General features: G+C 43.7%; 14 protein-coding genes. 3 read left to right on the top strand and 11 right to left on the bottom strand.

From position 1 onward, the window contains the following. Both HOP38_RS11385 and HOP38_RS11380 read right to left on the bottom strand, forming a co-directional pair. Nucleotides 1–846, bottom strand: a complete 846-nt coding sequence (locus tag HOP38_RS11385) for an ion transporter (RefSeq protein WP_006070065.1) — start codon at nt 844–846, stop codon at nt 1–3. A gap of 143 nt (nt 847–989) precedes the next feature. Continuing rightward, on the bottom strand, nt 990–1,628 hold the full coding sequence (locus HOP38_RS11380; RefSeq protein WP_006070066.1) for a YchE family NAAT transporter: 639 nt from the start codon (nt 1,626–1,628) through the stop codon (nt 990–992). A gap of 659 nt (nt 1,629–2,287) precedes the next feature. Here HOP38_RS11380 and adhE point away from each other — a divergent pair. Then, a complete protein-coding gene (adhE, locus tag HOP38_RS11375; RefSeq protein ID WP_198558089.1) occupies nt 2,288–4,987 on the top strand; it encodes a bifunctional acetaldehyde-CoA/alcohol dehydrogenase in 2,700 nt (899 codons plus the stop codon). 133 nt (nt 4,988–5,120) lie between these two features. Here adhE and HOP38_RS11370 read toward each other — a convergent pair whose 3' ends face one another. From HOP38_RS11370 to sodB, 3 genes are all read right to left on the bottom strand, one after another. Beyond that, complete coding sequence (locus HOP38_RS11370) at nt 5,121–5,795, bottom strand: SDR family oxidoreductase (RefSeq protein WP_038229491.1); 675 nt, start codon at nt 5,793–5,795, stop codon at nt 5,121–5,123. 209 nt (nt 5,796–6,004) lie between these two features. Further along, a complete protein-coding gene (locus HOP38_RS11365) occupies nt 6,005–6,511 on the bottom strand; it encodes a VC2046/SO_2500 family protein (protein WP_124940008.1) in 507 nt (168 codons plus the stop codon). 122 nt (nt 6,512–6,633) lie between these two features. Next, nucleotides 6,634–7,218, bottom strand: coding sequence for a superoxide dismutase [Fe] (sodB, locus tag HOP38_RS11360; RefSeq protein WP_031493433.1), 585 nt, complete (start codon nt 7,216–7,218; stop codon nt 6,634–6,636). A 300-nt stretch (nt 7,219–7,518) separates the two neighbouring features. Between sodB and HOP38_RS11355 the strand changes: the two genes are divergently transcribed. Then, nucleotides 7,519–7,857: a Grx4 family monothiol glutaredoxin gene (locus HOP38_RS11355; RefSeq protein WP_198558088.1), complete on the top strand. Its 339-nt coding sequence runs from the start codon at nt 7,519–7,521 to the stop codon at nt 7,855–7,857. 91 nt (nt 7,858–7,948) lie between these two features. Here the strand turns inward: HOP38_RS11355 and HOP38_RS11350 are convergent, their stop codons facing one another. Continuing rightward, nucleotides 7,949–9,274: a Na+/H+ antiporter family protein gene (locus tag HOP38_RS11350; protein ID WP_088875961.1), complete on the bottom strand. Its 1,326-nt coding sequence runs from the start codon at nt 9,272–9,274 to the stop codon at nt 7,949–7,951. Nucleotides 9,275–9,299: 25 nt separating this feature from the next. After that, on the bottom strand, nt 9,300–9,953 hold the full coding sequence (gene rnt / locus HOP38_RS11345) for a ribonuclease T (protein WP_062458260.1): 654 nt from the start codon (nt 9,951–9,953) through the stop codon (nt 9,300–9,302). Between the two features lie 342 nt (nt 9,954–10,295). On the opposite strand from rnt, the gene motY reads away from it, so the two are divergent. Beyond that, nucleotides 10,296–11,138, top strand: a complete 843-nt coding sequence (motY, locus tag HOP38_RS11340; protein ID WP_412104838.1) for a flagellar protein MotY — start codon at nt 10,296–10,298, stop codon at nt 11,136–11,138. Nucleotides 11,139–11,207: 69 nt separating this feature from the next. Here the strand turns inward: motY and gloA are convergent, their stop codons facing one another. The 4 genes from gloA to rsxG form a co-directional block, all read right to left on the bottom strand. Beyond that, nucleotides 11,208–11,624 (bottom strand): lactoylglutathione lyase, encoded by a 417-nt coding sequence (gloA, locus tag HOP38_RS11335; RefSeq protein ID WP_006072936.1) that lies wholly within the window; start codon nt 11,622–11,624, stop codon nt 11,208–11,210. Between the two features lie 18 nt (nt 11,625–11,642). Then, on the bottom strand, nt 11,643–12,284 hold the full coding sequence (gene nth, locus HOP38_RS11330; protein ID WP_198558087.1) for an endonuclease III: 642 nt from the start codon (nt 12,282–12,284) through the stop codon (nt 11,643–11,645). A 92-nt stretch (nt 12,285–12,376) separates the two neighbouring features. Beyond that, entirely contained in the window at nt 12,377–13,066 is a 690-nt protein-coding gene (locus HOP38_RS11325) for an electron transport complex subunit E (RefSeq protein WP_006072938.1), read from the bottom strand. After that, on the bottom strand, nt 13,063–13,695 hold the full coding sequence (gene rsxG / locus HOP38_RS11320; RefSeq protein WP_124940006.1) for an electron transport complex subunit RsxG: 633 nt from the start codon (nt 13,693–13,695) through the stop codon (nt 13,063–13,065). Before rsxG ends, HOP38_RS11325 begins: the two co-directional genes overlap by 4 nt. Nucleotides 13,696–13,700: the final 5 nt, after the last annotated feature.

Genomic DNA, 13,700 nt, shown 5'->3' with positions numbered 1-13,700 from the left:
TTATTCTTCTGAACTGGCTGTCACACGCTCGTCTGGTGGAGCAAGTTCACTGCCACAGTGCTTGCAGTGCAAAGCATCACTTTCGTGTCCCGCCTTTGAGCAGTTTGGACACTTTACCAGGTTCCTATGTGTCTTCATTTCTTGATTTAGCTCCGCCGTAATAATACCAGTAGGCACTGCAAGAATAGAGTAACCGAGTAGCATGGTTAATGATGCCAGCGCTTTGCCAAGAGGTGTACTTGGCACCAAATCGCCGTAGCCAACCGTCGTTATAGTGACGATCGCCCAGTAAATACTTTGTGGGATGCTAGTAAAACCATTCTCGGGGCCTTCTATAACGAAGATCAAAGCACCAAATATGGTGACTAGAATTGCTACTGTGCTGAAGAATACAAAGATCTTACGTCTCGACATGAGTAGAGAACGCAACAAAATATTTGAATCTTGAAGATAGCGCACGAGCTTTAAGATTCGGAATATTCTCATGACTCGAAGCAGCCTGATTACCCCCATAAACGAAGCCGATGGGAAAAGAAGGGCTAGGTAGGTCGGTAAAATGGCAAGGAGGTCAACCACACCGTAAAAACTTGTGGCGTACGCTTTGGGTTTTGGAGAACAATACAGCCGGAGTATATATTCCACTGTAAATAATGCAGTAAAGAAGTACTCGAGTAGTTGAAATTCTTGATCCCATTCTGTCGCAAGCCCTTCGATTGAGTGAAGGATTAACACTGTGAGCGAAAGAAGAATGGCAATAATGAGCGCAATATCAAACGCTCGTCCCGCTCGGGTATTATGGCCAAATATGATGACGTAAAGCTGATGCTTTAACCGATTGTTTTCCATAGCAAGTACATTTCGTTAACGACTAAAAACTAGTATATACCTAAGTGAGGTGTAGGGGCAGGGGGCTTAGTTTCGGAGAGCGGAGATTAAGGGCAGACGGCAAGGTAGCCCCACCTTTATTAAAGTGGGGCTTGAAAGGTTATTTAAGCCAAACCAGGGAACAAAGCTTTAAGGCCATTTGCCATAAACTCAATACCCAATGCACCGAGAATCAAACCCATGATACGGGTGATTACGTTAATTCCTGTCTGCCCTAAGAAACGCACGATTAAAGGCGCTGAGCGATAAAGTAGCCACGAACACAGAGCAAAAGCGATAATGGTAATGATGATACCCGTTGTTTCCAGCATTCCTGGGTAGCGAGCGCCATAGACAATAGTAGAGCTTATCGCACCAGGCCCTGCCATTAATGGCATTGCCAGTGGAACGACGCCGATTTGCTCTTTGCTGACATACTCCGATTTTTCTTGTTTATTCTGCTTATCTTCACCGAGCTTACCCGACATCATTGAAAACGCGATGCTCAGTAGCAGCAAACCACCTGCAACGCGGAATGAGTCTAGCGAGATACTAAACATATCAAGAAGTACTTGGCCTGCTAACAACGAGGTGATCAAGATGATAGCGACAGCAATATTGGCTGTCGCTGCGGTTTTGTTTTTATCTTCGAGCGACATATGTCCAGTTAGCGACACAAAAACCGGCATGATTCCTACAGGGTTCACTGCGGCAACTAGACCTAAGAAGAACTGCAAATAAATAGCGAATTCGATACTACTCATTTCTCGATACTCTATGTGAAAGAGGTGGATAACATGGGCTTGGAGTCCCCAATTTTAGGACGCTAATGTACGCTAACATTTGTCGATAAGCGAATGAAAAAATCTAACGATATGTCACTCAATAACCACAAAAAATCTAATGGCAAATGATGCTGGTCGCATTTATGAATAGAATGTGAAAATAAATTTCAATACCAGTAGCAAACTGAATTGAAGCTTGTTTCGTATTTGTTATCGCGAGCACGTTTTTGATAAAAAAATGTGATGTCGGTGGTTTTAGAGGTGGCTGCGGATATACTTGCTGTAGCACGTGCAGGGTGGTTTACTTGATTTATCTGTACAAAAATGAAACTTTTTTACAGAAATTTGTAGTTTATTTAAAAAAATCATTCGATTGCTGTAATTTTGAGCTAAGTATTTTACTCAATATAATTATTATAAAACAATTACTTACCTTGCATTACCCTTAATGGTTACTACTAAGTAGGTAAATTACTTTTCAGAACTGATCTGAGTCAATTTTTTTCACGTCCTGAAATATTATACTCAGCCATGAAAGCAATTTACTAAGTAGAGTTGGGTTACCTAAGAGTAACTATTGATGGCAAACAGCTAACTTACTAAAAAGTTTTTAGTTTTTTTATTTTAGGAGATTCATTATGCCTGTAACAAATATGGCTGAACTAGATGCAATGGTTGCACGCGTTAAAGCGGCACAAGCAGAATTTGCAACTTACTCTCAAGAGCAAGTTGACAAGATTTTCCGCGCAGCATCTTTAGCAGCTAACCAAGCTCGTATCCCTCTTGCACAACAAGCGGTAGAAGAGTCTGGTATGGGTATCGTTGAAGATAAAGTTATCAAGAACCACTTTGCGTCTGAGTTCATCTACAACAAATACAAAGACGAGAAAACTTGTGGCATTCTTGAAGAAGACGACAACCTAGGCACTATGACTATCGCTGAGCCTGTTGGCATCATCTGCGGTATCGTACCAACAACTAACCCAACTTCTACTGCAATCTTCAAATCTCTAATCTCTTTGAAGACTCGTAACGGTATCATCTTCTCGCCACACCCACGTGCGAAGAACTCTACTAACGATGCAGCTAAACTAGTTCTAGATGCAGCAGTAGCAGCAGGTGCTCCAAAAGACATCATCGGTTGGATCGACCAACCATCTGTAGAGCTTTCTAACGCTCTTATGAAGCACGACGACATCGCTCTTATCCTTGCAACTGGTGGTCCAGGCATGGTTAAAGCAGCTTACTCTTCTGGTAAGCCAGCAATCGGTGTAGGTGCAGGTAACGTTCCTGTAGTCATCGACGAAACTGCTGACGTTAAACGTGCAGTTGCCTCTATCCTTATGTCTAAAACGTTCGATAACGGCGTAGTTTGTGCTTCTGAGCAGGCTGCAATCGTTGTTGACGCTGTATACGACGAAGTTAAAGAGCGTTTCGCTTCTCACAAAGCATACGTTCTAAGCAAAGCTGAAGCTGAGAAAGTACGTAAAGTACTTCTAATCGACGGCAACCTTAATGCTAAGATCGTAGGTCAACCAGCTCCAGCAATCGCTGAAATGGCAGGCGTTAAAGTTCCAGCTGACACTAAAGTTCTAGTTGGTGAAGGTCTAGGTAAAGTTTCTTACGACGACGCATTTGCTCACGAGAAACTATCTCCAACTCTAGGTCTATTCCGCGCTGACGATTTCGAAGATGCAGTTGCTCAAGCAGTAACTATGGTTGAAATCGGTGGTATCGGTCACACATCTGGTCTATACACAAACCAAGACGTTAACGCTGACCGCATCCGTTACTTCGGTGACAAGATGAAGACTGCACGTATCCTTGTAAACATCCCAACTACTCACGGTGGTATCGGTGACCTTTACAACTTCAACGTTGCACCTTCTCTAACTCTAGGTTGTGGTTCTTGGGGTGGTAACTCTATCTCTGAGAACGTAGGTCCTAAACACCTAATCAACAAGAAAACTGTAGCGAAGCGAGCTGAAAACATGTTGTGGCACAAACTACCTAAGTCTATCTACTTCCGTCGTGGTAGCCTTCCAATCGCTCTTAGCGACCTAGAAGGTAAGAAGCGCGTATTCCTAGTAACTGACCGTTTCCTATTCAACAACGGTTACAGTGATGAAGTAGTGAAGCTTCTTAAAGCTCAAGGCATGGAAGTTCAAACTTTCTTCGACGTAGAAGCGGATCCAACGCTATCTGTTGTTAAGAAAGGTGCAGAAGCAATGCAAAGCTTCCAACCAGACGTAATCATCGCTCTAGGTGGTGGTTCTCCGATGGATGCTGCTAAGATCATGTGGGTAATGTACGAGCACCCAGAAACTCACTTCGAAGAGCTTGCAATGCGCTTTATGGACATCCGTAAACGTATCTACAAGTTCCCTAAAATGGGTCAAAAAGCTGAGCTTGTATGTATCACTACAACATCTGGTACTGGTTCTGAAGTTACTCCATTCGCAGTTGTTACTGACGACGAGACTGGTGCTAAGTACCCACTAGCTGACTACGAACTAACTCCTAACATGGCTATCGTTGACGCGAACCTTGTTATGAACATGCCTAAGTCTCTAACAGCATTCGGTGGTTACGACGCAGTAACTCACGCTCTAGAAGCTTACGTATCAGTTCTAGCGAACGAATACTCTGACGGTCAGGCTCTACAAGCACTTAAGATGCTTAAAGAGTACCTACCTTCAAGCTATGCGAACGGTGCAAATGACCCAATCGCTCGTGAAAAAGTACACAACGCGGCAACTATCGCTGGTGTAGCATTTGCGAACGCTTTCCTAGGTGTTTGTCACTCAATGGCTCACAAGATTGGTGCTGAGTTCCACTTACCACACGGTCTGGCGAACGCACTACTAATCTCTAACGTTGTTCGTTACAACGCTAACGACAACCCAACTAAGCAAACTGCGTTCTCTCAGTACGACCGTCCACAAGCACGTCGTCGTTACGCTGAAGTAGCTGACCACCTAGGCCTAAGCCAAGCTGGTGACCGTACTGCTCAGAAGATTGAACGTCTGCTAGCATGGATGGAAGAGCTTAAGCAAGACCTAGACATCCCAGCTTCTATCCAAGCTGCAGGTGTAGCTGAGTCTGACTTCCTAGCGAAGCTTGACGAGCTAGCGGTTGAAGCGTTCGATGACCAATGTACTGGTGCGAACCCACGCTACCCTCTAATCTCTGAGCTTAAAGAAGTTCTGAAAGCGGCTTACTACGGTAAAGCATTCGTTGAAGGTGAAACTTTCGAAGGTACGACTGTTATCAAGAAGAAAGCAGACCAAGAAGCTAAGCCAGTAGCTAAAGCTAAAAAAGAGAAAGCTGAAGCTTAATTCAGTTGTAGATTTTCGCTAGCACGAAATCTAAATCGGGAAAAATGATAAAGCCCCTTCAGAAATGAAGGGGCTTTTTTTATCCGGTTTTCAAAGAGTCCCTATTTATGGCGTTACTCGAACCTGTGCACGGCTATGCTTCAGTGCTTACAACTCGACCACTGAAATAATCATTACTCACTATGTATTCCGTTGTTCTCGTTAGCTCGTCCTGCACTTCTGACCAATTTGTGGCAATGTGATAGTTATGCGTTGTGACCGGAATGACACCTCCAACACGTACATTGTGTGCTTTTAGTTCTTTCGCCCAACTTTTGGTAAACCCGGTCACCATCGACGTCGTGTTATCCAAATCACTATGATGCTGATCTGGCTCTTGCGCGACCACATTGACTATCACACCAGATTGGTGAATAGCCATGCGCTCCGCTGCCACTTGTCCAAACATAAATAGACTGGAGGCGAGCATAGAGAATTTTTGAATAAAGCTCGAGTTTGATGAACTTCCTGTTAAGGATTGTTGTGGGAGTGACGTCCAATGATTAACCAGAACATCAGGAGATCGACCAGTTTTTGACTCAATCACATTGAACAGAGATTCTACCGAATCTAACGATATATCCTCAATCTCAACCATGTCGACAAGCTCGGTAAGTTCGAGGCAACGCCGGTAAGTAGCCAGTAATGAAGATGGATTCACATCGCACAGAACAATACGTGCACCAAGTTTAGCAAAGTGCAACGCAATCATTGCACCCAAGCTAGTCCCTGCGGATGTGATAAGTACAACTGAATTTTTAATGATCATAGTTACCCCGAAAGTGTCGGTTTCGGATAGATTTAGCCAAAAAGGCATTCCCCTGAATTAATAACTTGGTAGAAAAACTGTGAATCAAATGTGAATAACTTCAAACTTTTCTAGAAAAGTGCTAAACGAAAGGGTTATTTCTGCCACATATCACATTGTGTACGGAAAAAGTGGACAAGATTACATTAGTAACCACTTATAAAGTGTGGTTAAGCTTGGATAGCTAACGTATCTTTACGGTAGGCGGTGGAAAGGTGGTTATATAAGTAATCTATATTATTTGGGGTATTAACAGACCCTTGAGCCAACTGTCGGCGCGTATGTCCTGACAGATTTTGATAGACTTCTTCACTGAGACCTATGGTATCTGTTGGCTGGTAGTTTAGAGGTTCAGGTGTGCTGTAATGCTGAAGTTTTGCGCTTGCCAGGCCACCTTGGTGGAATTGATTAGCAATTGCCGCTGAGGTTTGATAATCATCCAACTCCCCCTGAAGTTTCTGAGCAGTAGGGACATTGAAGCGTTGGCGCAATACTGTTTCGTCCGCTATAGCAGTATCGATATCCTCAATGACGCTGGTTTCACGGCAGTCATGACTGAACATAGATAGCATTAATGCGAAATCAGCGCGTCTACCTTGTTCTACGGCACGGCAAAGCGACGTACCACATTGTAGTTCGTTGATTAAATTCGCTTTGTCTAAGCTATGAATTTGCATATATACCCCTCATGACTCTTTCTTTATCGGCATGAGGCTAGGGGGCTTTAGTAATAATTGGCGGTTATCATAAAAAAAGACCTGCGAAAGCAGGCCTTTAAAGTAATCAGTTATCGATCCGATTATTTAGCTAGGTTTTCTTCTACGAATGCCCAGTTAACTAGAGCCCAGAAACCATTCATGTAGTCTGGACGAAGGTTACGGTAATCGATGTAGTAAGCGTGTTCCCACAGGTCTACAGTTAGTAGTGGAGTCACACCTTCTTCTGTTAGTGGAGTCGCTGCGTTTGAAGTGTTCACGATATCTAGAGAACCGTCAGCTTTCTTAACTAACCAAGTCCATGAAGAACCGAAGTTGTTGATTGCAGAATCAGTGAACTTAGCTTTGAACTCTTCGAACGAGCCGAATGCAGCGTTGATTGCATCAGCAACCGCACCTGTTGGTTCGCCGCCAGCGTTTGGCGCTAGACAGTGCCAGTAGAACGTGTGGTTCCAAATCTGAGCTGCGTTGTTGAAAACACCGCCAGTTGAAGTCTTAACGATCTCTTCTAGTGTTTTACCTTCAAACTCAGTACCTGGAATTAGGCCGTTTAGTTTAACAACGTAAGTGTTGTGGTGCTTACCGTGATGGTAGTCCAGAGTTTCTGCTGAGATATGTGGTTCTAGAGCATCTTTTGCGTAAGGAAGTGCTGGTAGTTCGAATGCCATTGCTCGCTTCTCCATTGATTATTAGCGGGTTTTTACCCTGATTGCTTCCAAGATATTTATTATTGAGTCGGGTGTTGACTGACTGCTTGCTATTTTAGCAAGTTTTTACTTTATTAAAAGAGTTCTCAAGAAAATTTATTGTTATGACTTATTAAAAACCGAACTCAGGTAGCTAAGATTAGAGTCGGTTGCATCACATCTTAGCTACAATAGTATAACCACATAATTATTGTGCTTTTTATTCTGTGGCGATTCGCTAGAATGTGACCATATCCGCAGTAAAAGCATTTCGAGGAAGCAATGGAAACTATCGATAAAATCAAACAGCAAATTGAAGAAAACGCAATTCTTCTTTACATGAAGGGTTCACCTAAATTGCCTAGCTGTGGCTTTTCTTCTCAAGCTGCTCAAGCACTAATGGGTTGTGGTGAAAAATTTGCCTACGTAGACATTCTACAAAACCCAGATATTCGCGCTGAACTGCCTAAGTACGCACAATGGCCAACGTTCCCACAACTATGGGTTGAAGGTGAGCTAATTGGTGGCTGTGACATCATTATGGAAATGTTCCAAAAGGGTGAACTACAACCTCTAATCAAAGAAGCGGCTGCACGTAGCGCTGGTGAAGAAGAAGCGTAACGCGTTGTTTTCAATCATTTCTCTTTATTGAGTGATGACAGAAATAAAAAAGGCTTGGTCAATGACCAAGCCTTTTTCGTATCTGATGTGATTACAGAACCATCGCAGCAATCCAACCGAAAATAATCAGTGGGATGTTGTAGTGAATAAAGGTCGGAACAACAGTTTCCCAAATGTGTTCGTGTTGGCCGTCGGCATTCAATCCCGAGGTTGGACCTAGGGTTGAGTCAGAAGCTGGAGAGCCCGCATCACCAAGGGCAGCGGCGGTACCAACTAGAGCAATTGTTGCCATTGGTGAGAAGCCAAAAGCCAGTGCCAGAGGCACATAAATAGTTGCGATAATTGGGATGGTTGAGAACGAAGAACCGATACCCATAGTAACTAGCAAACCGACGATAAGCATAAGCAGAGCAGCTAGTGGTTTATTGTCACCAATACTTGTTGATAGCGCTGCCACTAAAGATTCTACGCCGCCCGTTTGTTTCATTACCGCGGCAAATCCAGCAGCAGAAATCATGATGAAGCCAATCATTGCCATCATGTGAACACCCTTAGTGAACACATCTTGGGTCTCTTTCCAAGCGATAACACCGCCAAACGTGAAAACCATGAAACCTGCAAGTGCACCAATGATCATAGAACCAGATGTTAACTGCACAGCAAGCGCTGCGACGATACCTGCAATGGCTACAGCAATGTTTTTCTTATTAATATGTGTTGGCTCTTCATCGATTTGAGTCATCTCCGTTTCAGCATACACACGAGGTTTTCTATAACTAAAGAAAATAGCAAATAGAAGGCCAGTGATCATACCAGCAGCAGGAAGAAGCATTGCCATTGGCACTTGTGCCGCTGTCACTGATTCCAAACCGTTGTCATGAAGGTTCTTAAGCAAAATGTTGTTTAAGAAAATGCCACCGAAACCAACAGGTAACACCATATAAGGCGTCACCAAACCAAAAGTTAGTACACATGCTACCAGTCGACGGTCGAGCTTTAACTTGGCAAAAACGCCCAATAGAGGTGGAATTAAAATTGGGATAAAGGCGATGTGTACAGGAATAATGTTCTGCGAAGACATGGTAACGAGAATGAGTGCTGCAAGTACCGCATATTTTAGGCCAGTAGTTGAAGCAGAGCTTTCTTTGCCGTGAATACGCTTAATAACACTTTGAGCTAACAGGTCAGTGATGCCAGACTTTGAAATTGCCACCGCAAAGGTACCAAGCATTGCGTAGCTTAGTGCGATAGTTGCACCACCACCCAAGCCACCTTCAAAGGCGCTCACAGCTTCAGTCAATGACATACCAGACACGACGCCACCAACAATGGCACTGAATGTTAACGCAACGACAACGTTAACTCGCATCAAGGCCAAAACCAGCATGATGCAAACGGAAATAACGACAGGATTCATATTAATCTCTAAAAGTTGTGTTTATTTATTCTTGGGCTTGTTCATCAACAATAGGCCAGCCACCAAGCGCTTTCCATTTGTTGACGATTCGACAAAATAACTCAGCCGTCTTTTGAGTGTCATAAAGGGCAGAGTGAGCCTCTCTATTGTCAAACTCCATACCTGCGGCTTTACAAGCTTTTGCCAATACCGTTTGACCATAAGCTAAACCACTTAGAGTGGCTGTATCGAAAGTGGCAAACGGGTGGAAGGGAACGCGCTTAAGTTTAGCGCGCTCATTCGCTGCACTAACAAAACTATGATCAAAGTTAGCATTGTGAGCCACCATGATAGCTCGGCTGCAATCATGTTGCTTTTGCTCTTTGCGAATGACTTTGTAGATTTCTTTAAGTGCTTCCTGTTCGGGCACAGCACCTCGAAGCGGACTAAATGGGTCGCGAATCCCTGTAAATTCCAGTGCTTCTTTCTCTAGGTTAGCGCCTTCAAATGGCTCTATGTGAAAGTGCAAGACGGAAGCTGGCTGCAAATTTCCTTGGTCGTCCATGGTTAAAGTGATTGCGCAAATCTCTAATAACGCATCGGTCTTAGCATTGAAACCTGCGGTCTCAACGTCAACGACGACGGGAAAATAGCCACGGAATCGCTTTTTTAGGGTGAGTGCTTCGTTTTCTACGGTCATTTCAGAGTTTTCTAGTGTGACGAAGGCAGCATTATTGCAGATTATCCAACTATAAAAAACCAGACGAGTCATTTAATTTTCGCAGACAAAGTTTGAAAAATCATGCTTGGCTATGATTCATGACTATTTATCAAAACATTAAAGGGAACAAGTTGAACAAAGAAGCAGAGGAAACGTATGTTGGTGAATTGAGCCGATAACATGGCGAGGTTTTTGCAGTAACTGATGTGGAGATCCATCTAGCACGTAGAGCGGCAAAACTGTGCCGTCGCGTATATTGCAAAAGAGTTACTTAACTGTATGAAATTAAAAGCCTTACTAACAATATCATTGTTGCCTATTATGACTGCTACTGCGGCCAATGCGGCAATTGAGAAACGTTATGTGGCAACACCAACACAGTCACAATGGGAAATGGTCAGTAATTCTCCGCTAGAATGCCGACTTGTTCATCCGATTCCTAATTTCGGTGACGCGGAGTTCATCGCACGTGCAAGCAAGAAGATGAATCTGGATTTTGAATTAAAAATGCGCCGTTCTATGGGCGAGACTCGAAATGTGAGTTTGGTGTCTTTACCGCCTCCATGGAGACCGGGTGACAGTGCCGACAGAATTACTAACTTACAGTTCTTTAAGCAGTTTGATGGGTATGTCGGTGGACAGGCTGCTTGGAGTATATTGAGTGAGCTGGAAAAAGGACGCTATCCAACTTTCAGTTATCAAGATTGGCAAAGTAGAGATGAGCGAATCGAGGTCTCGTTGTCTTCGGTTTTATTCCAAGCCAAATACAATGTCTTTAGTGACTGTATCGCCAATCTATTACCTTATAGCTTCGAAGACATTTCATTCACGATTTTACATTATGACCGTAATAGTGAGCAGTTGAATAAAACTTCCCAACATAGGCTTGAGCAAATCGCCGAGTATGTTCGATACAATCAAGATATCGATTTGGTTCTTGTCTCGACCTATACGGATTCTTCAGATTCCAAAGGTGAGAGCCAACAACTTTCCGATAAACGCGCATCGATTCTGCAAGACTATTTTCAATCACTGGGACTACCTAAAGACCGTATTCAAGTTCAAGGCTATGGGAAGCGTCGTCCTGTTGCTGAAAATTCTTCTCCAATAGGTAAAGCGAAGAATCAGCGCGTGGTGATTTCTTTCGGGCGTACCGAAGTTTAGTTTTGATAGAAAAAAACGCCAGCTAACTAAGCTGGCGTTTTAAATTAAGGCGTGGTGAAAGAGTAGAGATTACCCCTCTAAACCTGCACTTGCTTGTTTGTTCTGAATAAGCTCAATCATGTAGCCATCAGGGTCTTTTACGAATGCAATTTGAGTGGTGCCACCTTTCACAGGACCTGGCTCACGAGTGACGTTACCGCCTGCTGTTTTAATTGCATCACAAGTACTGTAAATATCATCGACACCAATAGCGATATGACCGTAAGCGCTGCCCAGATCGTATTCAGTTACGCCCCAATTGTAGGTTAACTCAATTACTGCACCTTCTGACTCGTCACCAAACCCTAAAAACGCTAAAGTGTATTTATACTCAGTATTTTCGTTTTTACGTAGCAACTTCATTCCAATAACGTCGGTATAGAAAGAAATTGACTTGTCTAAATCACCCACGCGCAGCATGGTGTGAAGGATACGACCGTTAGACATAACATTGCTCCTTTGTTTTTAATTCTCTGGATAGACTTTTTCTTTAAACTCACAAAGATCTTCAATAATGCAGCTACCACATCTCGGTTTTCGAGCGACACATGTGTAACGCCCGTGAAGGATCAGCCAGTGGTGAACGTCTAGTTTAAACTCTCTCGGTACAACTTTTAGTAACTTGTGTTCTACATCATCCACCGTTTTGCCCATCGCAAATTTGGTTCGATTTGAGACACGATAAATGTGGGTGTCTACAGCAATGGTAGGCCAGCCAAACGCAGTGTTTAGCACTACATTAGCGGTCTTACGCCCAACACCGGGCAGCGCTTCTAGTGCTTCGCGGTTTTCTGGGACTTCGCTATTGTGTTGGTCAACTAGGATTCGGCAAGTCTTGATGACATTCTCTGCTTTAGAGTTAAACAAGCCGATAGTTTTAATGTATTCCTTTACGCCATCCACACCCAATTCGAGTATTGCTTCAGGTGTATTAGCGACGGGATAGAGCTTATCGGTCGCTTTATTGACGCTAACATCGGTTGCTTGAGCAGAGAGTAAAACGGCGATAAGTAGCTCAAATGGGGAGTTCCAGTTGAGCTCAGTCTCTGGCTTTGGGTTGTTTTCTCGAAGTCGTTCGAGGATTTCTCTTCTTTTTATATTGTTCATTGGCTGACTTAGCTCTTCCCAAAAAGTAGTGGGTTCTTCCGGTGATTAAAAGCCCAAGATTAGCAAAGTCTTGGGCTTGTTATAGATGGTGATTAGTTCGTTACACGAGCGCGTTCTATCTGCTGTTTTTCTTGTTTCGGTTGACGAAGCTCTATTTGCTTATCAATAACATTTTTCAGAGCTATGAGAAAGCCAACCCCGATAAATGCGCCTGGTGGTAACAAGGCGAGTAAGAACTGGCTATCAAATTGGAAGACTTCGATACGAAGCGCCGCCGCCCACGGCCCCAATAACAAATCAGCACCATCAAATAGAGTACCGTTGCCGATAAGTTCGCGCATGGCACCAAGAACGACCAGTACTGAAGTCATGCCTAGCCCCATCCACAAACCGTCAAGTGCCGCTGGTAGCACCGCATTTTTGGAGGCAAACGCTTCTGCTCGCCCAATAATAATGCAGTTGGTCACAATAAGAGGGATGAAAATACCGAGGGATAAATACAATCCATAAGCGTACGCATTCATTAATAACTGAACGCAGGTAACTAGCGCAGCAATGATCATTACAAAGACAGGGATTCGAACTTCTTTGGGGACGTAGTCTCTGATAAGAGAAACGGTCACGTTGGAACCGACTAACACCGCTAAAGTCGCAAGGCCAAGACCCAACGCATTCGTCACTGTGGATGACACTGCAAGGAGAGGGCATAGGCCAAGAAGCTGAACTAGCGCGGGGTTATTATTCCATAGGCCATTTTTTAACAACTCTTTAGAAGTACTCACTCTTCACCTCCACAATTTAGTGGTTGGTTTAATATCTTATCGCGATGGGTGTTCACGTAGTTTACTGTATTCTTCACGGCCTTAACGACGGCACGTGGTGTAATTGTGGCGCCAGTGAAAGAATCAAATTGACCACCGTCTTTTCGCACGGCCCACTGTGACTGATTATCTTCTGTGACTTGCTTGCCTGTAAAGCCAAGCACCCAGTCAGTAATTCTTAGGTCGATTTTATCGCCTAGTCCTGGTGTTTCTTGATGGGCCAGAACCCGAGTACCTAAGATCGTGCCTTCGATATCCATACCAACAATGATCTTAATTGCGCCATTGTAGCCATCAGGTGCTATTGACTCGATAGCCATGGCTTTGGGTTCATTATTAATGGTCGCGATATAGACCGGCTGTGGCTGTGTTGTTCCAAGAGCTGGATCACTCACCAAAGTACAAGATGCGTAAAGTTCATTATCATGCAGTTCATGCGGGATAACTTCATTAAGTGTCGCTTGAAGTTGTGCTCGCTCCTGGTGAACGATCTGATCTTTGGTTAGATACTGCGTAACAGCGACTACCCCTGTTGATGCACAGGCAAAGATAGCCAAGGTTAAGCCATTTTTTCTAATTGCATTCAACATGGTGA

Source organism: Vibrio mediterranei (assembly GCF_013364395.1).
GTDB classification, from domain to species: Bacteria; Pseudomonadota; Gammaproteobacteria; order Enterobacterales; family Vibrionaceae; genus Vibrio; species Vibrio mediterranei.
Note: the sequence above shows the minus strand (reverse complement) of the source record. Positions and strands in the feature narration are given on the sequence as shown.